The 18224-nt window shown below is 62.5% G+C and carries 23 protein-coding genes and 1 tRNA gene; all 24 read left to right on the forward strand.

Going from position 1 to position 18224, the window contains the following annotated elements:
* The first annotated feature begins 132 nt into the window (after nucleotides 1-132).
* Nucleotides 133-972 carry a hypothetical protein gene (locus AB0M67_RS07940; protein WP_365743834.1) on the forward strand — a complete coding sequence of 280 codons (840 nt, stop codon included), beginning with the start codon at nucleotides 133-135 and terminating at the stop codon, nucleotides 970-972.
* Between the two features lie 48 nt (nucleotides 973-1020).
* Nucleotides 1021-1170 (forward strand): hypothetical protein, encoded by a 150-nt coding sequence (locus tag AB0M67_RS07945; protein ID WP_365743836.1) that lies wholly within the window; start codon nucleotides 1021-1023, stop codon nucleotides 1168-1170.
* Between the two features lie 111 nt (nucleotides 1171-1281).
* Nucleotides 1282-1503, forward strand: coding sequence for a hypothetical protein (locus AB0M67_RS07950; RefSeq protein ID WP_365743838.1), 222 nt, complete (start codon nucleotides 1282-1284; stop codon nucleotides 1501-1503).
* A 95-nt stretch (nucleotides 1504-1598) separates the two neighbouring features.
* Nucleotides 1599-2222 (forward strand): RNA ligase family protein, encoded by a 624-nt coding sequence (locus AB0M67_RS07955; protein WP_365743840.1) that lies wholly within the window; start codon nucleotides 1599-1601, stop codon nucleotides 2220-2222.
* A gap of 198 nt (nucleotides 2223-2420) precedes the next feature.
* Nucleotides 2421-3164 (forward strand): hypothetical protein, encoded by a 744-nt coding sequence (locus tag AB0M67_RS07960; RefSeq protein WP_365743842.1) that lies wholly within the window; start codon nucleotides 2421-2423, stop codon nucleotides 3162-3164.
* Between the two features lie 114 nt (nucleotides 3165-3278).
* Nucleotides 3279-3623: a hypothetical protein gene (locus AB0M67_RS07965; protein ID WP_365743844.1), complete on the forward strand. Its 345-nt coding sequence runs from the start codon at nucleotides 3279-3281 to the stop codon at nucleotides 3621-3623.
* Between the two features lie 269 nt (nucleotides 3624-3892).
* Nucleotides 3893-4303 carry an HNH endonuclease gene (locus AB0M67_RS07970; RefSeq protein ID WP_365743846.1) on the forward strand — a complete coding sequence of 137 codons (411 nt, stop codon included), beginning with the start codon at nucleotides 3893-3895 and terminating at the stop codon, nucleotides 4301-4303.
* 191 nt (nucleotides 4304-4494) lie between these two features.
* Nucleotides 4495-6978 (forward strand): phage/plasmid primase, P4 family, encoded by a 2484-nt coding sequence (locus AB0M67_RS07975; RefSeq protein ID WP_365743848.1) that lies wholly within the window; start codon nucleotides 4495-4497, stop codon nucleotides 6976-6978.
* Between the two features lie 61 nt (nucleotides 6979-7039).
* Nucleotides 7040-7540, forward strand: coding sequence for a DNA (cytosine-5-)-methyltransferase (gene dcm, locus AB0M67_RS07980; RefSeq protein WP_365743850.1), 501 nt, complete (start codon nucleotides 7040-7042; stop codon nucleotides 7538-7540).
* A 70-nt stretch (nucleotides 7541-7610) separates the two neighbouring features.
* Entirely contained in the window at nucleotides 7611-8093 is a 483-nt protein-coding gene (locus tag AB0M67_RS07985) for a DNA (cytosine-5-)-methyltransferase (protein ID WP_365743852.1), read from the forward strand.
* Between the two features lie 72 nt (nucleotides 8094-8165).
* A complete protein-coding gene (locus AB0M67_RS07990) occupies nucleotides 8166-10118 on the forward strand; it encodes a DNA polymerase (protein ID WP_365743854.1) in 1953 nt (650 codons plus the stop codon).
* A 474-nt stretch (nucleotides 10119-10592) separates the two neighbouring features.
* Entirely contained in the window at nucleotides 10593-11597 is a 1005-nt protein-coding gene (locus tag AB0M67_RS07995) for a hypothetical protein (protein WP_365743855.1), read from the forward strand.
* Nucleotides 11594-11881, forward strand: coding sequence for an endonuclease VII domain-containing protein (locus tag AB0M67_RS08000; RefSeq protein ID WP_365743857.1), 288 nt, complete (start codon nucleotides 11594-11596; stop codon nucleotides 11879-11881). The genes AB0M67_RS07995 and AB0M67_RS08000 overlap by 4 nt, the downstream gene beginning before the upstream one ends.
* A gap of 53 nt (nucleotides 11882-11934) precedes the next feature.
* Nucleotides 11935-12135: a hypothetical protein gene (locus AB0M67_RS08005; protein ID WP_365743859.1), complete on the forward strand. Its 201-nt coding sequence runs from the start codon at nucleotides 11935-11937 to the stop codon at nucleotides 12133-12135.
* Between the two features lie 22 nt (nucleotides 12136-12157).
* A tRNA-OTHER gene (locus AB0M67_RS08010) sits at nucleotides 12158-12243 on the forward strand.
* A gap of 116 nt (nucleotides 12244-12359) precedes the next feature.
* A complete protein-coding gene (locus tag AB0M67_RS08015; RefSeq protein ID WP_365743861.1) occupies nucleotides 12360-12683 on the forward strand; it encodes a hypothetical protein in 324 nt (107 codons plus the stop codon).
* The gene (locus tag AB0M67_RS08020) at nucleotides 12680-13081 is read left to right on the forward strand and encodes a hypothetical protein (protein WP_365743863.1); all 402 of its coding nucleotides are present in this window, start codon (nucleotides 12680-12682) and stop codon (nucleotides 13079-13081) included. The genes AB0M67_RS08015 and AB0M67_RS08020 overlap by 4 nt, the downstream gene beginning before the upstream one ends.
* Nucleotides 13078-13272 carry a hypothetical protein gene (locus AB0M67_RS08025; protein WP_365743865.1) on the forward strand — a complete coding sequence of 65 codons (195 nt, stop codon included), beginning with the start codon at nucleotides 13078-13080 and terminating at the stop codon, nucleotides 13270-13272. Before AB0M67_RS08020 ends, AB0M67_RS08025 begins: the two co-directional genes overlap by 4 nt.
* Nucleotides 13273-13355: 83 nt before the next feature.
* Nucleotides 13356-13583 (forward strand): hypothetical protein, encoded by a 228-nt coding sequence (locus tag AB0M67_RS08030; protein ID WP_365743867.1) that lies wholly within the window; start codon nucleotides 13356-13358, stop codon nucleotides 13581-13583.
* Complete coding sequence (locus AB0M67_RS08035) at nucleotides 13580-13936, forward strand: hypothetical protein (RefSeq protein ID WP_365743869.1); 357 nt, start codon at nucleotides 13580-13582, stop codon at nucleotides 13934-13936. Before AB0M67_RS08030 ends, AB0M67_RS08035 begins: the two co-directional genes overlap by 4 nt.
* 1202 nt (nucleotides 13937-15138) lie before the next feature.
* Entirely contained in the window at nucleotides 15139-15786 is a 648-nt protein-coding gene (locus AB0M67_RS08040) for a hypothetical protein (protein WP_365743871.1), read from the forward strand.
* A 59-nt stretch (nucleotides 15787-15845) separates the two neighbouring features.
* The gene (locus AB0M67_RS08045) at nucleotides 15846-16643 is read left to right on the forward strand and encodes a hypothetical protein (RefSeq protein WP_365743873.1); all 798 of its coding nucleotides are present in this window, start codon (nucleotides 15846-15848) and stop codon (nucleotides 16641-16643) included.
* A gap of 108 nt (nucleotides 16644-16751) precedes the next feature.
* Entirely contained in the window at nucleotides 16752-17129 is a 378-nt protein-coding gene (locus tag AB0M67_RS08050; RefSeq protein WP_365743875.1) for a DUF732 domain-containing protein, read from the forward strand.
* Between the two features lie 68 nt (nucleotides 17130-17197).
* Nucleotides 17198-17467 carry a hypothetical protein gene (locus AB0M67_RS08055; RefSeq protein WP_365743877.1) on the forward strand — a complete coding sequence of 90 codons (270 nt, stop codon included), beginning with the start codon at nucleotides 17198-17200 and terminating at the stop codon, nucleotides 17465-17467.
* The last annotated feature ends 757 nt before the right edge of the window (nucleotides 17468-18224 follow it).

Here is an 18224-nt window from a genome sequence, read left to right on the forward strand (position 1 = left end):
AACAACCATAGAGAACCAATAGCTAAACCCAGCGGCAATGCAAACGTGCACTTCTGCACCTGCCGCTGAGAAGCCCTTTCGCTCAAGGACTAGTGCAAGCGAAATCCCTGAGCCCGGAAGGGGCACAGCACCATGAGCAAGATCCGCACTATCTACAGGGGCGGAAGTCGCTTCTACCTGAACACGGCCTTCCCGGACAACGTGTACCCGGGCGTGACGAGCGTTCTCGGGATGCTGCCCAAGCAGAACTTCTTGGGTCCGTGGAACGCGCGCATGACCGCTGAGCTTGCCGTTGACTCGATTGACTTCGTTCAGCAGATGGCAGCGCGCGACCGTGACGGAGCCGTTGACTATCTCCGGGGCGCTGCCCGGCGGTACACGAAGGTTCGCGCTGATGTGGGCAGCAACGCTCACGACCTGTTTGAGCGCCTGATTCGCGGTGAGACCGTGTACAGCGTCCACCCGGACCTTGAGCCGTACAAGAAGCACTTCCTTGAGTTCCTGGCAGCCGTGAACCCGGAGCTTGTCAGGGCCGAAGATGTGGCGTGGTCGGACACGCACGAGTACGCCGGCTCTTTCGACGTGGTCATGTACGTGTGGCTTGACGACGAAGGCAACCCGACTCCCGACCGCTCCGGCACTCGTCACCTGATCATGGGCGATTGGAAGACGAGCAAGGCGACTTACCCTGACGTGGCCTTGCAGATGGCTGCATACGCCAACGCCGACTTCATGATTGACCCGGACGGCAACCGCACTCCCATGCCGGAGTTTGACGGTGCTGCGGTACTCCACATCACTGACACTCAGTGGGCTTTCAAGCCGGTCGTCATTGACGACGAAGTGTTTGAGGAGTTCCTTCGTCTCCGTGGCACCTTCAATTGGGACCGTGACCTGAGCCGGCGCGTTGTCCTTAAGCCGATCGCGTCCAGCAAGAGCCGACTCGTCACCGGTACGCAGCGAAGGGGCTGACCCATGCTCGCTACGCACACCAACCGTATGCACCCGTACAGCCTTCACATGAAGTCTGACGAAGTCGTTGACGTGATCAACGAGTGTGCCGACGCGGTCAACACGGCGCGAGAGCTGGGCATTGACTTGCCGAAGCTTGCCGCTGTCCACACGAAGCTGAATGCCCTCTTGGGCAGCAAGGAGCAAACCCGCGCGTGAGTGGTCCCAACTGTCTTTGCAACCCGCAGAAGTCCGGGCTTTGCGGCTCGTGCGGGGGCTGAGAATCCCCTTCGCTCAAGTCACGGTGACCCCAAAAGGAAGGCTTGAACAATGGCGAAGCGGAACACTGCGGCTGACGCTGCCGGTCTCGTGGGCGCGCTCGTGCTCCTTGCCGCACTGATCATGTTCGTGCCGTGGCTGGTCATGCTCCTCTTCGGCGTGTGGCACAGCATCCGTCCGGCTGTCCCGGCAATCGGCTTCGGTGAGGCGTGGCTTCTCGTGGTCATCACGGGGCTTCTGACGGCTCCGGTGCGTACGAACAAGTCCAACTAGCACCACCCCAGCGTTAGCCCCTCAGCGACCCACTCACGGGCGTTGGGGGGCTTTCGTGCGTCCGGAGTCGGAATCCCCTCCGCTCCGGTAAGGGCATGACCACACACGAGTTCACCGCATGGCCCAAGACTCCGCGCCTGTTCCGCACGGTCGTCGTCACGGAGAAGCTTGACGGGACCAACGCGGCAATCCACATCAGCACCGTGACCCATGACACGCATTGGGGCTTCCCCGCTGAGTCGTACAGCGTGGCCGTTGACGGTCAGCGCTACGTCCTCACCGCTCAGTCCCGGTCCCGCGTCATCACACCCGGCAAGGGCAAGGACAACTTCGGCTTTGCCGGTTGGGTGTACGAGAACGCCGAAGGGCTCGTTCGTGCGCTGGGGACCGGTGTGCACTTCGGTGAGTGGTGGGGCTCCGGCATTCAGCGCGGGTACGGCCTGACTGACCGTCGCTTCTCGCTCTTCAACACGGACCGGCACGCGGACGTGAACGTTCGTCTCGGCAGCGCGATCCTTGAGCCGGCCCCGGTGCTCTATCAGGGTGAGTTCAGCGAACGTGCCATCGTGCGCGCGCTGGAATCCCTCAAGGGTCTCGGCTCCGTGGCTGCCCCCGGATTCATGAACCCGGAAGGTATCTGCGTGTGGCACTCACAGACGCGGCAGGTGTTCAAGGTGACCCTTGACAACAACGACGCGGGGAAGTGGGAGACCGCGTGAGACGAGCCCCCTTGTCTGGCCTTCGGGTCGGGCAGGGGGGCTTTTCCATGTCCGCGTACGGGCGGGAATCCCCAGCGCTCTAGCGCCTATGCAGAGAGCAACGGAACGGCGGAAGGCTGGACGGTCGGCAGACACCTTCGGGTGCGTGGACACGACCTGACCCCTTCCGCCGTTCCCTCAATCGTGGGAGTTCCGCATATGGCGAGCAAGAGCATTTGGGCCGGCGACGAAGACAACAAGCCGAAGGAGCGGAAGACCTATTCCGACGACTCCGTTGGCCGGCTGCACTCCGGAACGTCGGAAGTGAACGATCAGGGCAAGACCGTTGGTGTCGCACTCTCGGAGTGGCGTTTCAGCACGGGTGAGAAGCACGTTGCTGAGGCGGTTGCCCAGCTCTTCGGGGGCACTCCCGTTGAGGACGAAGAGAGCACGTCTGAGAACTTCATTGACGTGTTCACGAGCGCCACGAAGATTCCCGTCATCCTTGACGCGGACGGTATCCACTGGGACATGAAGCAGTGGATCAACGGCAAGCTCAAGCACCACTGCGACGGTTTCAACTTCGTCAGCCACCCGAAGGACGACAAGCTTGTTGGGGCTCCGTGTGGCTGCCCTTCCCTGTTCGCTGAGCGCAAGGCAGCGGCGAAGGACGACGACGGACCGAACCCGTCCATCACGCTCACCTTCAAGCTTGCCGACGACCCGGAGCTTGGGGAGTTCAAGTTTCAGACCGGTGCTTGGACGCTGCTTGCCGTTCTGCACGAGTCGGAAGACGCGCTTGCCCGCATCGGTCAGGGTGGCCCGGTTCTCGCTGAGCTTGAGCTTGAGCCGGTTGACTTCGTGATCAAGAAGGGTCCGAAGCGCGGTACTCCGGTCTCGTACATCAAGCCCGTGATCCGCGTCAAGAAGTCGTACAACGACGCGATTGCCGATACCCGGTGAAGCTTGACGCGTCGGCTCCGTACGACTGGACACGGGCACTCAAGAACGCCGAAGACGAGACCGTTCGGGCTCCGCTGTGGACGTTCCCGCCGGAAGCGCGCCTTGCCGTGATTCATGAGCGACGCGTCCGCTTCGGTGTGCAGGAAGAGACCGGAGATCCTGAATATGGGTAAACGCGGCGTGGTCGCTGACTATGCCGGCGAAGCCCTGTACGCGGGTGATCTCGTCAACTACCCGTCAAGGCAAGGGAACGGAGTGCGCGCGTCGGACGCGATTGTTCGGCGCACGTACTTCGTCCGCGTTGAGGGGCGCAAGTTCCCCATGCTCAAGGTGCAGCCGACCGGCACAGACAGCCGTTCGGAGAAACCGCGCAAGACACTACGGGCTGAACACGTAGCGGCAACTCATGTGCGTCTTCTGCGGAGCAACGTCACGGGGGAACAGGACGAAGGCAGATAGGCACGGCAAGGGCCGGACGGTACTCACACGGGTGCTGTCCGGCCCTTTGTCGTTTCAACCCACTCTCAAGAGTAGGTAGGAAGGGGAAGCCGTGGCTTCCGTACTGATTGACAAGGACAAGGTTCCGGCGCTGGGGGACCTTCGTCTCATGGGCGCTGGGGACAGCATCTTTCTCCGCAAGGGGTGGACGGATCGCGTGGACGGAGCCCGGTACGCGGACGCGGTCATGAGCGCCGTTGCACGTGGTGCTGACGTTAGGTGGGTCCGTCGTGGCTAACAAGATCTGTCGGCACTGCGGACGCGCGAAGCCCGCTGAACAGTTCCTTGCCGGGAAGGCGAAGCGCCCGTCAAGCTCGTGCTCAACGTGTCGCCGGAAGCGGGCAGCGGACCACCGGAAGCAGTATTACGCGAAGCTTCCGCCGGACAAGCGCCACGAGCTGACCCACAAGAAGCGCGCGGCTGAGTACGGCGTTGAGCACGAGAAGTACAGCCGTACAGAGATCATGCGCCGTTGGGGCTACCGGTGCGCCTACTGCGACAAGCGCGCAACACACATGGACCACGTCCACCCGCTGAGCAAGGGCGGAGCCGACAAGGCTTCCAACATGCTCCCCGCGTGCGCCGGCTGCAACCTGAGCAAGGGCGCGAAGACGCTAGCTGAGTGGGCGGAGTCCTTCTAGTGCTGCGGAAGAGCCGAACGATTGGCTACCGGACGTGTGACCGCTGCAAGAACTGTTACGACGCGAAGCGGGATACCGGGCTGTGGCGGAAGCTTGCGCGGAAGCGTGAAGAGCGCGCATGGCGTCGAACCTGGGGCGTGTAGGAATCCCCTCCGCTCAAGCACGGGCACCCGAGAGAAAGACGGTGGCCCGTGGACTTCAAAGACGTTCTTGCACGCTTCGGTGAGGTGACCGAAGAGGCGGACGGGGGGTATCTCGCTAAGTGCCCGGCACACAGTGACTCCCGTCCGTCCCTTCGGATTTGGCGCGGTGACGACCACAAGGTTCGGCTCACCTGCCGCGCGGGATGCGACACGAACAAGGTCCGCATTGCCGTACGGCTCAACTGGAATGACCTCTTCAACGCGACCGGTGACGGTCTCACTGTGCCGAAGGAGAAGCCCGCGCTCGTGGGTACCGCGCTCACTGCTCAGCTTGCCATGTACGTTGACGCGACCAACGAGCGGTTCCGCTTCGGTGACAGCGAAGTTGATTCACAAGCGCGCCTGTACGCCGCTGACCGCTTCGGGCTTGACGCGGAGACAGCAGCGGAACTCATGCTTGGTGTGGACGGTGACGCCGTGCGCGTTCCCGGTCTCGACTACACGGACAGCGAAGGACGAGCCCGCAACTACCGTTCCCGTGGCTTCCGTCAGTTCCCCCGACTCACGGTCCCGCTCAACGACTTCGCTGGGGTCACCCGGGGCTTGCAGGGGCGAGACCTGACCGGACATTGCCCGGGAAGGTGGCTGTCCCTGACCAACCCGGAAGGGCTCCGCTGGGGTCAGTACGGCGTGTTCAAGGGCTCCGGCGGGTACTCCGTCACGATCGTGTCTGAGGGACCCGGAGACGGTCTCACAGCGGTTGCGGTCGGGTACGACGCGGTATGCATCCGTGGCGCGTCCCTTGCGGGGAACCCTGACCTTCTCGCTGAGCTTGCCGCCGGCCTTGAGGGGACTCAGGTCATTGCCGCCGGAGACAGCGACGAAGCCGGGCAGCGCTTCAACCTTGCGCTTGCCGAAGGTCTCAAGCCGTACGGCATTGAAGTCTTCGCGCTGACGGGTATGGAATCCGACTTGACAGCCCTTCGGGAGACGATCCCGGACGCGTTCGCGGGTTGGCTGCACGTGGCCGTGAAGTCGGCTCGTCCGGTGGTGGACCGTGCGGTTGCTGAGGCTGCCCAGCGCAAGGCCGTGATGACGAAGCGGACCGGTGCTGTCACGGTGTCCGACGATCAGGGGCGCGACGCTGCCGATATCCTCGCTGATCTCGTGCGCACGTACGGCGAGAGCGACGCTATGAACGCTCACGCGCTCGTTGCGTGGTCTGACGGCAGGATCAAGTACGCGCCCGGTCTCGGCTTCCACACGTGGAACGGCGTTACCTGGGAGCGCTCAGAGCACAAGGTTCGTCAAGAGATTCACCGCATGGGCGCTGCACTCGTCCTTGCCGGGAACGCTCAGGAAGCGCGCGGGTTCACCATGACCACGCGCATTGACGCTCTCATGACGGAGCTTCGCAGCGTGCCCAGCGTGTACATGAACGCTGAGGAGTTCGACGCGTCCCCGCACCTTCTGAGCTTCCGCAACGGCGTGGTGGACCTTCGCACGGGTGAGCTTCGCGACCACGACAAGAGCGACATGCTCACGGTCTCGCTGCCGATCGAGTACGACCCCGACGCGCTGTGCCCCCGCTGGGAACAGTTCCTCACGGAGATCTTCCCGGGGAACACGGATCTCGTGGGCTACATGCAGCGGCTCACCGGATACGGGATCACGGGCAACACGTCGGAACAGTGCTTCGCCGTTTTCTGGGGCAAGGGTGCCAACGGCAAGAGCGTCTTCACGGACACCCTGACGAGCGTCTTCGGGAACATCACGAAGACCACGCCGTTCGCCACCTTTGAGGACAAGGGCAGCGGAGGAATCCCGAACGACATTGCCGCGCTCAGGGGCAGCCGGCTCGTAATGGCTTCCGAAGGCGAGAGCGGAAAGCCCATGTCTGAGGCTGTGTTGAAGCGCGTCACGGGCAAGGACAAGGTCACCGCGCGGTTCTTGAGGCAGGAGTTCTTTACGTTCGCGCCCACGTTCCTGATCATGCTTGCGACCAATCACAAGCCTAGGTTCAAGGGTCAGGACGAAGGGCTTTGGCGACGCGTCAAGCTCGTGCCGTTCACGCGGTACTTCGCGCCCCACGAGCGGGATTACGACCTTGACAAGAAGCTTCTTGCTGAGGCTGCCGGGATCGTGGCATGGGCTGTGCGTGGTGCAGTCGAGTGGTACGCGTCCGGTCTCCGTGACCCGGATTCCATCACGAACGCTACGCGCGACTACCGCGCCACGTCCGATGCTCTCGCCGGCTTCTACTCCGAAGACCCTTCGGTTCCCGCTGTGCTCGTCAAGGGTGACGCAACGAGCGTGATGCTCGGAGGGGACGCGTTCAACCACTACTTGGATTGGTGCGAAGCGGAGAACCTTCCGCAGAAGGAGCGTTGGACGCGACGAGCGTTCTTCTCCGCCATGGAAGAGCGCGGCGTGTCCCGTAAGCGGGTGGCGAAGGGCAACGCGTTGGTCGGCGTGCGCATGGCTGACGAGCCGGACAAGTCCACGGGACCCGGAATCTTCGCTCAGGACTAGGTGGGAATCCCCTCCGCTCTCAGACAGGTACCAACACCCAATGAGAGCGGAGGGGCACACAGTGCCAATCCTTGAGCTATGCGCGGGTTACGGCGGTCTCGGTATCGCCGTAGAAGCGCTGACCGGAGACAAGGTCACGGTCGTTGCCGAAGTCCACAAGGCAGCGTGCGAAGTCATGGCGTACCGCTTCCCGGACGCGCCCAACATCGGTGACGTGCGGTATGCCCCGTGGCACGAGTTCACGGGCGAAGTGGACACCATCACAGCGGGCTTCCCGTGTCAGGACATCAGCAATGCAGGAAAGCGTGAGGGCATCAAGGGTGAGCGTTCCGGAATTTGGTTCAACATCGCTGACGCCATACGGATCATTCGACCGCGATACGTCTTCTTGGAGAACGTCGGAGCACTCCGAAATCGGGGACAAGGCAGCGTGCTCACATCGCTTCACGAAATCGGGTATGACGCTGCGTGGACAGCTATACGCGCTTCCGACATTGGAGCGCCCCACATGCGCGAACGGTGGTTCTGTGTTGCCACTGCTTCCGACACCGACCGTAGCTGACGCGAACCGGGGACCCGACTTCGCGAAGCGCGACCGGGAAGGGGCAGGTGGGGACGACCTTGTTACCGCTGTGGCTCGTCTCTTCCCGCGTGACCGCGCTGACGTTCTGTTCAAGACACCGACCGCGAACCTTGGCAGCAACGGCAGCGCTCAGCACCCGGACAAGAGGAAAGCCGGGGGACACGGGCCGACGCTTGAAGACGAAGTTGTGTTCTTGCTGAACGTGTCGCCGGAAGACGAGTTGCCTGACGACGGACCACATTCCCCCGCTGAGTGGTGGGGCGTGTTCGGTCCGGCCGTGTACCGGTGGGAAGTGATCCGGCAGACAGCGGCACCGGTTCCGGTCGTTCGTGGTCCACGTGGTGGCGTGAAGCTCAGCCCAGAGTTCGCGGAATGGCTCATGGGGCTTGACCCGGGTTGGGTGACCAACGTCCCGGGGCTCACGCACAGAGAGAAGCTTGAGCGAATCGGGAACGGCGTGGTCCCGCATCAAGCGTTCTACGCGTTCCGTGACTTGAAGGCGAAGTTGGACGCTCACCGCGCGGAGCTGTAAGACACGCAACCGACAAGGGGTCAGCCTACTCTCAAGAGTGGGTTGACCCCTTTTGGCGTTAGGGGACACACCTTGAAAACGTACTTCCATGACGTGGCCGGCGAACTCGTCCGGATCAACATTCCCGAGACGGACAACGACCTTCGTGAGTTCATGCAGTGGGCGCGCACTGCCGCTCTCCGTGGACCGATCGCGCTGGACACTGAGACGACCGGGCTTGACATCTACAGCCCCACGTACCGACTCCGGACCATTCAGTTCGGGGACGAGCACACGGCATGGGTCATCCATTGGGAACGCGGGGGGCGCTTCATTGAGGCTGCCCTTTTCGTTCTCCGCATGGCTCCGCTCTTCCTGATCCACAACGCGCCGTTCGATTGGCTCGTGTTGGACGCGCACGCGCCGTTTGCCCTTGAAATCCTGGCACCGAAGACCATTGACACGAAGATCAAGGCAACGCTCATTGACCCGCGTGAGCCCCACAAGGGCGGTACCGGGACCGGGCTCAAGCCACTGTCCGCGCACTACACGGACCCCAGCGCCCCGGACACTGCCGGAGACCTGACCGCCGTGTTCAACGGTCTCGGCTTCACGAAGGCCACAGGTTGGGCCAACATCCCGTTGGACCACCCGACTTACAACCTGTACGCCGGCCTTGATGTGATCTACACGGCACGGCTTGACCCGATCCTGACCGCTGAGCTTGCGCGTCTCGGCGTGCGTCAGTCGCTCGTGGACTACGAACACCAAATTGCCCGCATGTGCTCAGTGATGATGCGCGCGGGAATCGTGCTGGACGAAGGCTATGCGTCCACGCTGTCCGTGAAGCTTCACGAAGAAGAGGCGAAGTACAGCGCCGTTGCTGCCCGGTACGGCGTTGAGTCGGTGAACTCCGGTGCCCAGGTGGCGGAAGCCCTTCTTGCCATGGGCGAAGACATGATTCTTCCGGGCAACAGCAAGCCTGAGTTCACGGACGGTGGCGCATACAAGACGGACAAGACCGTTCTGCAATTCCTCGCTGACCTTGACCGCGATTGGGAGCGCGTAGGGGGTCGGAAGCCCAACCCGCTTGCTGACGCTGTCCTTCGCGCGAAGCGTGCCGGTAAGTGGGTCACCGCGTACGCGGACACCTTCCTGAACAACCTTGACGCGAACGGTCGCGTACACCCGAACATACAGACGCTTGCCGCGCGCACGGGTCGTATGAGCATCACGAAGCCCGCGCTTCAAACGCTGCCGTCTTCTGACTACATGATCCGTCGCGCACTCCTTGCCGACCCGGGTCACGTCATGGTCAGTACCGACTTCGCTGCCGTTGAGATGCGCGTTCTTGCCGCTCTCGCCAACGTGAAACGCATGAAGCAAGCGATCAACGCCGGCGAAGACTTGCACGACTTCACGGCTCGAATCGTGTTCGGTCCGAACTTCACGAAGGCTCAGCGCAAGCTCTGTAAGGGAATCGGCTTCGGCAAGGTCTACGGCGGAGGGGCGGAGACGATCGCACGGCAGACCGGTGCGCCTATCGCTCAGGTGCGTGCTGCCATTGCTGCGTACGACCGGGCGTATCCGGAGATCGTCCGCGCGTCCAAGAAGTGGCAGCGGGAAGCTCGTGCAACCGGGCTCGTCACCGTGTCCGTCACCGGTCGTCGTCTGCCGCTTGACCGTGACCGCATGTACGCCGTTGTGAACTATCAGAGTCAGTCGGCAGCGCGTGACGTGCTGGGGCAATCCATGCTCAACATGGAAGAGGCCGGCCTTCTCGACTACATGAAGCTTCCGATTCATGACGAAGTCCTTGCGTCGGTCCCCGCGCGGGAAGCCCAGGACTTTGCCCGTGAGTTCGAACGCTGCATGTCGTTCGATTTGTTCGGCGTTCCGATTAGCTCCGAAGCCGAAGTTGGGGGCCGGAGCTGGGGCAGCCTGTACATGAAGGATGCGAAGGGCAAGTACCTGCCTGAACTCCTCATTCAGCAAGACGAGTGGTACGCGGTCAACCCGCAAGCGGCGTACGCGAAGGCTGCCTAGGAACCTTCCGTTTCGGCGCGCGTTCGATTAGGTCACGGCGCGATCACGATTCAGTGCCTACTCTCAAGAGTGGGCTGACGCACCGAAAAAGCCCAATCCTGCGATCCGAAGGTAACCCCCTTGTTATCGGGGGAGCACAACCGTCATCCCGAAGGATGAGCCCCGGGTTGCGCCTTAGAAACTGCCCTTCCGGCTCGTCCAACCGCGTGGTCAGATGTGTGTCCGGTGCCTACTCACAACGTTGCTTGTGAGTAGGCACTGACATACGTTCGAAGAGCACCACGACGCACGGCCTTGATCAAGCCCCGTCGCACAGAAGCCCACTGACGGGGCTCAGGCCGTGACACCCAACTTCGCCATTCCGTGGCGAAGCCTTGCCCAAAACAGGCTCTGACCTGGGCAAACGTCCTGACTCCTTCGGTGGGAATCCCCTCCGCTCCATTTCGGAGCGAAGCCACTTGAAGGAGATTCCCCGTGATTGACCTCACCGCACAGCAGATTGCCGACGCTCAGAACAACGACATTGCAGCCGTTACGGCAGTGATCGAAGCCACGGAAGAGCGCGTCACTCAGCTTGCCCGGCGGTACGCCACGACCGGCGGACGCACGGACGCTGACCTTATGGACGACCTTGCCCAGGTGGGTCGGGTGGCCGTGTGGCAGGGGCTCAGCCGCTTCAAGGGCTCGTCCGTGGCGGAGTTCTTCACCTTCATGGACCGGACCGTTTCCGGGATGCTCGCTGACGAACGCAAGGTGCAGACGCGGCAGGGTGTCAGCCGTTCGATTGCCGCTGAGTTTGAGAAGGCGCTGAGCATGGCTGCCGGAGACCCGTACGAAGCTGAGCGGCTGTGCACCCTCACCGAAGTCATGGGCGCGAAGCGTATGACCGCTGAGACCGCGTACGCCGCTCGTATCTCGTGGCAGGGTGCTGAGTACCTTGACGCTCCGATCGGGGACGACGAGAACGCCACCGTGGCGGACCGGGTGGGAGACAACTACGCGCTTGCCCGTGCTGAGGCGAACGACGAACTGTCCACTCGTCAGCGCGAGACGAAGCGTCGGGTTCACGAGACCCTTGACCTTCTGCCGTCCGAACAGGAAGCGCTTCTTTCCGCTGAGTACGGCATTGGCGACTTCCCTTGCATCGGTGCCGACGACCACCGGGGACTTGCCGAAGTGGCCGGAGTCGCTTACACGGCCGTTGAGAGCGTGAGGGACGAAGCCCGGAAGAACTTCAAGGCGGTTTACCTGGGCGGTAGCCCCGACGCTCCCCAGGGTGAAACGCAGTGCTGCAAGGCGTGTGGTATCGCGAAGCCGGTTGACGAGTTCTATGTACGGAACAAGGTCACCGGGGCGCGCATGTCTCAGTGCAAGTCGTGCAAGCGCGGAGCCACGAAGCGCTTCCGCAAGGACAACCCGGCGGAGCGTGCGGCTCAGAAGCGGGCTTACAACGCGCGCAAGAAGGTTGCCGCTGCATGAAGCGTCCCCGCTACACGGTGTGGAACCGGGCGGGACGGTACGGGCTCGTGGACTCCGTGGCATTGGAGTTGCGGGCCCGTCCGTGCGACTTGTGCAGCGCTCCCCCGCCGGCCAACGGCAAGGCTCACAGCATTGACCACGACCACGCCACGAAGCGCGTACGGGGCGTTCTGTGCCACTCGTGCAATCTCGCGCTAGGCCACTTCAAAGACGACCCGAAGCGCCTTCTACGCGCCGTTTCCTACCTCACCCGTGACACGGATTACCGCCGGGTTGATCGGTAGGAATCCCCTTCGCTCCATTACCGGCAACAGAACGCGAAGCAAGGAGAACCACCGTGGCTACCTTCAACCTGCCGACCGGCGGACACGTCAAGACCTTCCCCACTCCGCAGCGCACGGGCGTTGAGTTCGTGACCTACAACGCGGAAGGCGACGCGATCAGCACCGTTCGCAAGAGCCGGACCAACGCGCTGCCCATGCTCGCTTCTCTCCGTCGCGCTGACGCTCTCGCCTGCCGGATCAAGTCGCCTGTCTGACGCAAGGGGGCTTCGGCCCTTCGTCCCGGTAGCTCAACGGAAGAGCGCCCCAATCCGGAGCCCGCAAGGGTGCACGGGATGACGCGGGTTCGAATCCCGCCCGGGACACGCAAGTCAACACCCAACGGTCAGGAGAGCGCATCGTGAAGGTTTGGCGGGTGGCACACTCCACAGCCCGGAGCAACGACTTCCCTTCGGGCCCGTACACGTGCAAGAACGTGCCCATGGATCAGTACGAGAAGCTGACCGGCATGGGTTGGCGACACAGCGACGCACGCCACCCGTCCCCGCAAGCTGACCCGAACCTGAACACGATTCACGACGACGAAGTCTGTGGCTTCGCTTCGCTGGACGAGTTGAACGGGTGGTTTGAGGACTTCGGGGACCGACTGTCGGCAGCCGGCTTCCACGTATGGGAGTACGAAGCGCCTGAGTTCTCGTACCGCGTCGGCAAGTTCGGTCAGGTCGTGTTCCGCAAGGACGCTGCCGTTCTGATCGGACACGAGCCGTTCAAGGCCGTACAGCTTCCCCTTTGGGCGGACGCGTGAGCGTGAAGCCTTCCCCGCACCTTTACAACTGGGCAGCGATGTTCGTTGCCAAAACCCTTGAGAACACCTTGAAGGAGACAGCACCCATGCTGAGCGTGACCCGTGAGACGAAGGCCGTACTCAAGACGAAGACCGGTGAGCGCGTCGTTGCGTTCACGAAGGACAGTGAGCCCGGTATTGCCTCACTCGCCATTCCGGGTGACCGCGCGAAGCTGAGCCCGCGTGAGATGCGTGAGCTTGCCGCATGGCTGAACGAGACGGCAGCCGAACAGGAGAAGGTCACGCGCGAGACCGCGAAGACCACGCTCACGTTCAACGGCACGCGGTACGAGCGACGCGCCATGAGCCCCCAGGAACGCGCCTATCAGGATCTCATTGCGCGCGGTCTCCGTCCGTGACTCCGGAGTTCAAGCCCCCTGTTCTCACGTCACGAGCACAGCGGGCAGCGGAAGACCTTGCTGAGCGCGCGGACACGTACAGGCTTGCCGTCCGGCTCATCCGTGAGGCAACGACCGTGAACGACGCGTACCCGGAAGACGTGCTTGCCCTTGCGCGCTTCCTTGCCCGGGACACCAACGACCCCGAATGACCAACGAGCCGGTCAGCCTACTCTCAAGAGTGGGTTGGCCGGCTCTTCGCATGAGCGGGAATCCCCTCCGCTCCGGTATGAGCATGGCGAACGAGAAACCGAATCCGTTCCTGACCCTGAGTCCCGCTGCCGTTGACGTGCTGGACGACATGGCAGACCACTGGGCAGACCGGGACCGACACGGAGAGCTTGTCAATGAGCTGACGTACGGACCCAACAAGCTTGCCGCCTTCTCGGAGCTTCACACGCTGGTCAGTGAGGCATGGAAGGCGCGCGTCAATTACCGCAACGTTGAGGAGAGCAGCGAATGAACCCGTACGGCAAGGACAAGAACAAGATGGGTACCGGTACGAAGGTGGCTGCCGCCGCGTCGGTCGCGCTCGTGGGCGCTCTCATGGTGGCCGGCTGTAGCGCTGACGGAGACGACGACACCCGCTGTGACACGTACTCCACCGTGGCGTTCTCCCCGCGTCCCGCTCCGGCTCCGCGTCCGGCACCTGCCCCCGCTCCGCGTCCCGCTCCGGCTCCGGCTCCGAAGCCCAACCTGACGAAGCCGACCACGCCGAAGAGCCCCAACCGTTCCGGCGGTACAACGGTGGTTCCGGTTCCGGTCAACCCGGGTCCGACCACGCACGTCAACTGTTACGACCGGGACGACGACTGAGTCTGTGCCTACTCTCAAGAGTAGGCTATGATTTCCCTTGTAAGCACAACGAAGGGGAGTCATGGAAACGACGATCATGCAGTGTGGCGGTTGTGACGCTGAGATCCGGGTCAGCCGGAAGCAGTGGAACAACGAAAGCGTCATACCGTGCCCCCACTGCCCGGACGGTGGCGTTGACCTGATCCACGCACGCCGACACGCTGACGAGTGGTAAGCCGAGAGAACTGAGAAGCCCCCTGGGAAACCGGGGGGCTTTTCCCGTCAGTGTCTACTCTCAAGAGTAGTCACGTGGTACGATTCTCTTGTAAGAACGACGGAGCGAAGGGGTACGAAAATGGCTCAGGTGCGAATCCTCAAGTGCATCTCATGCGGTGAGAAGTGCAGCGGCAACATGAAGCAAGCGCACATTTTCCGGTGGATTCGCGCCAACTGAGCCGGAGAACCTGACAGGGGTCAACCTACTCTCAAGAGTGGGTTGGCCCCTTTTTCTGTGAAGATCGTTTCACAAGCACACAAAGTATGACGGAGTGTAACTCTCTGGCATATGTCAGACCCGGGGAGTAAGTTGGTACATCCGATCGCACAGCCGTTCGAGAAGGGCCGTGGCCTGTGTCACGTACTCCAGACCGACGACCGTGCTTCAAGGTTGTACGACTCAAGGAGGGGACACACACAATCCTCACGAATGACGGATTGTGACTGTCTGGAAACGCACTATGGAACTTCACGTTCCGGCTCAGGGGGGCACCTATGCACAACGCCGCGTTCACAATCGCACTCACCATTTGGGTACCGTCCCGCGCTTCCGGCGCGTGGCTTCCGTGCTCGCTTCTCGGCTCCACCATGTCGGAAGAGTTCGTCAGGTCGTGCGCAGAGATCAAGACCGTTCTGAGCGCTCAGGGACGACTTGTCGCACGCATCCTGAGTGCTCCGGCAGCGCCCCGGTATGACGGTTTCCGGGTGTGGGGTCGTCGCAAGGACACGGGGCTTCTCGTGGGGGGTGTCGAGTGGCAACGGTCGCTTGAGACTCATGAGTTGGTTCTTGGCTCCGCCGGCTTGTGGACCATGTGTGAGTACGTGCACGTGGACGCTCAACAGCTTGTTGCGTAGCTGTTACGGATTTTGGCGCTCCACAAACATGCCCCATGCAACCATTGAGGCGTAAGACGTTGAAAGCGAAACAAGATCAACTTCGGGGACACATGAACAACAAGGTCGTACTACCTGTTTCAACTCTCGCTTCCGCTGCTGTGGCCTTCGGTCTCGGCGCGTTGATCTTCACAAACGGCAACGCCCCTGGGGCGACTGCAACGCCGCACCCGACCACGACGGTCACGGCACCCGCGAAGGCCGCTGAGAAGCCCGCTGAGGCTGCCGAGAAGGCCACCGGGGACAACGTTGCCAAGAGCGCGACGAAGACCCAACAGGCAGGCAGCAAGGGCCCGTTCAAGGACGCTCAGGGGGACGGCAAGTACCTTGACGACTTCGGCAAGACGGTCATTCCTGACGGTCTCGGAGTGCACATCCCGGACGGTGTCCTTCCGTGGCACGAGCCCTACACGGAACCTTCACAGACGGAAGAACCGGTCACCGACGCGGAGCCGGAAGCGGACACAGACGCGAGTGACGACGTGGTGTCTGGCCCGAACGTGATCACGGACCCCGACAAGCCATGGTTCGACCTTCCGACCGAAGCGCCGGCTGACACCACGAGTAGCGCGGGCTCGTCAGCCCCCAGCTCCGACACCGGGACGACCGGCGGACCCGTGAAGAACGGGGGATTGGTGACCGGCACGCGTCCAGTCTTCAACTCCGTTGCTGACACGGTGAGTTCACTCCTGCCGGAGTAGGAATCCCCTTCGCTCCATGACGGGTGACAACACGTCAACACCCGTTAGGAGCAAGGCACATGGGCAAGGCTGACAAGCCGAAGCTGTCCCCCGGTGAGAAGACGATCAGGCGCACGAGACGCGTAATGACCGGCGGACGGTGGTTCTTGATCACGGGGCTTGTGTTCTACAGCCTCATGACCACGACCCCGTTCGTCAGCGCGCACAGCGAATGGCAGTGGTCAGGGTTCGTCCTGGGCTTGATCGTGGACGCTGCTTTCATCATGGCCCTGAGCGCGGAGAGCACCCTTGCCCGGCACGGCGTGACGAAGCTGGGAGCGTGGCCGGTTGCCTTCCGGTGGCTGACCGGTCTCAGTTCGGTCTTCCTGAACGTGTGGCTCAGCGTCTCGGATCGTGACGCGGTCGGCGTGGCCGTTCACTTGATCGCACCCGCGTTGGTCATGCTGCTTGCCGAAGTCGGCCCCGTGTACATGTCCGCGCTTGCCGACGCGGAGCGCAAAGCCAAGAAGGCGGACGCGTTCAAGGAGCTGTACGCGGAGCCCGCTCCGATCGTGCTGCCCATGACCGGCGCTGACCCGATCGCTGCCCGCTTCATGGTGACCAACCCGCCGGAGACCGTCCTTGAGGACGCGGAGCCGGTACAGGAGACCCTTCCTGAGCCTGAGCCGGCCAACGAGCCGGAGACGGAGCCTGAGCCCGTTGAGCCGGAGCGGCTGAGCAACAAGGAAGCCGACGAGATCATTGAGAAGGGTTGGCGACACCGGCTGAGCCCCGAAGAGGTGGGCAAGGCCGCTACCCGTCACCCTGCAACCATCCGACGCAAGTACAAGGAGCTTGACGCTGCTCTGAGCGTCTGACCCCTGAGCCCCCGTGCTGACTGCCACTCCGGCAGTTGGTACGGGGGCTTTGTCGTACCCATGGGCTAGCGTTCACGATTCCTGTACACGCCATACATGGGGGGAACCATGCGCTACACCATGCCCACACTTGCCGCCGTTGCAGTCTTCGCGCTTGCCGGATGCGGGGGCAGTGGAGACGACACAGCCACAGCGCCCGTGAAGACTTCTGCCGCACCCGTGACCGACCCGGTACCTGCCCCGGATGCTGCACAGACGAAGGCGCTCGTGACCGCGCTGGGCAACATCAAGCCGGAGCTTGCAGCGGACGAAGAACGAGCCGTCAGACGAGCCCGGAACGTCTGTCAGGACGTCAAGGCCGGCAAGGACGCGGCAACCATGGCAAGCAACGCCAACTATCGGTACAGCGGGGGAACGGCCGGACAGCTCACGGACGCTCAGGGAGCGAAGATCGTGGAAGCGGTCAAGTCGTCGTTCTGCAAGTAACCCACTGAGCCCCCGTGCTGACTGCCTTCATGGTGGTCGGTGCGGGGGCTTCTGCGTACCCTCAACTCATGGATGACGACGACTTCATGACAGGCATGGGCGGACCGAAAATGCGACGGTTCACGGACACGCAAGCGATCCTTGCCAAGCTCGAAGGCAAGTGCGCCATGTGGGAACGGGTGGCGCGAGACAACAAGGAACGCGCGGGGGACTTTGAGCGCGCTGCCCAGCGGATCAGGGAAGGCGCAACGGCGGTGACCGTGGGTCGCACTACGTACTATCTCGCTGACGACGAGTCAACGACCCGTGACGAAACGGCAGACGAAAGCGTTTCGTAGGCGTAGCCTAAAAACTGCACCACTCCTGACGGATGATCAACTAACGCCGGAGTGAGGACAAAACAACATGACCACAGCGGACCGCGTGAAGACGCGGGGAAGGTCGCTGTACGGCACGGGGAGGACTATCCCCCCATGTCGTCGCCTACCTTCCCCGTTCCCTGAGCGAGAGAAGGTGGCGCACTTGTCAACGGCCCCACGAGAGATCGTGTCGTACCGTCAGCCGGAGATCCGGGTAACCGTGGCTGAGGGTTGTGACGTGTGTGGCGCTCTCGCCAAACAGTGGGACGACCTACACGACCGGGACTTGTTGATTGAGATCAACAACCACCCGCACACGGAACCGAAGCTCTCGCGCGTCAAGGTATGGGTGGCCGAAGGGGCTTCGGTCGGATGACCGCCCCGGCAAGACGGCTGAGCGCCCGTGTAAGCGCCTTACCTGAGCCTGAGCTGATAACGCTCCTTGACGACCCGGACAGCCCGTACGCGAACTCTCCTGACGGGTGGTGGACGGAGTACGGGGGAGCGCTGGACGTGAAGTCGGGCGTGGTCTACCTGCCCCCGGGTTCTCCGCGTCCGCCGTACGTCTTCCCACCATGCGTCACATGCGAGCGAAGGCAGGTGGCGTGATGGTGACGAAGTCGTTCATTGGTCAGCTCGTGACTGACGGACACAGGATCGGCATTCTTCGGGAGATTGACCCGAAGTGGGTTGATCCCGCAGCGCCACCGTATGACCGTAGGCCGGTCGCAACGGC

The sequence above is a fragment of the Streptomyces sp. NPDC051662 genome (assembly GCF_040681655.1).
Classification (GTDB): Bacteria; Actinomycetota; Actinomycetes; order Streptomycetales; family Streptomycetaceae; genus Streptomyces.

Bases quoted from the DNA above. Each gene is read 5' to 3' on its own strand.
- AB0M67_RS07940 (WP_365743834.1), top strand. From the start codon at position 133: ATGAGCAAGATCCGCACTATCTACAGGGGCGGAAGTCGCTTCTACCTG.
- AB0M67_RS07945 (WP_365743836.1), top strand. From the start codon at position 1,021: ATGAAGTCTGACGAAGTCGTTGACGTGATCAACGAGTGTGCCGACGCG.
- AB0M67_RS07950 (WP_365743838.1), top strand. From the start codon at position 1,282: ATGGCGAAGCGGAACACTGCGGCTGACGCTGCCGGTCTCGTGGGCGCG.
- AB0M67_RS07955 (WP_365743840.1), top strand. From the start codon at position 1,599: ATGACCACACACGAGTTCACCGCATGGCCCAAGACTCCGCGCCTGTTC.
- AB0M67_RS07960 (WP_365743842.1), top strand. From the start codon at position 2,421: ATGGCGAGCAAGAGCATTTGGGCCGGCGACGAAGACAACAAGCCGAAG.
- AB0M67_RS07965 (WP_365743844.1), top strand. From the start codon at position 3,279: ATGAGCGACGCGTCCGCTTCGGTGTGCAGGAAGAGACCGGAGATCCTG.
- AB0M67_RS08000 (WP_365743857.1), top strand. From the start codon at position 11,594: ATGAAGCGTCCCCGCTACACGGTGTGGAACCGGGCGGGACGGTACGGG.
- AB0M67_RS08015 (WP_365743861.1), top strand. From the start codon at position 12,360: ATGGATCAGTACGAGAAGCTGACCGGCATGGGTTGGCGACACAGCGAC.
- AB0M67_RS08030 (WP_365743867.1), top strand. From the start codon at position 13,356: ATGGCGAACGAGAAACCGAATCCGTTCCTGACCCTGAGTCCCGCTGCC.
- AB0M67_RS08035 (WP_365743869.1), top strand. From the start codon at position 13,580: ATGAACCCGTACGGCAAGGACAAGAACAAGATGGGTACCGGTACGAAG.
- AB0M67_RS08040 (WP_365743871.1), top strand. From the start codon at position 15,139: ATGAACAACAAGGTCGTACTACCTGTTTCAACTCTCGCTTCCGCTGCT.
- AB0M67_RS08045 (WP_365743873.1), top strand. From the start codon at position 15,846: ATGGGCAAGGCTGACAAGCCGAAGCTGTCCCCCGGTGAGAAGACGATC.
- AB0M67_RS08050 (WP_365743875.1), top strand. From the start codon at position 16,752: ATGCGCTACACCATGCCCACACTTGCCGCCGTTGCAGTCTTCGCGCTT.
- AB0M67_RS08055 (WP_365743877.1), top strand. From the start codon at position 17,198: ATGGATGACGACGACTTCATGACAGGCATGGGCGGACCGAAAATGCGA.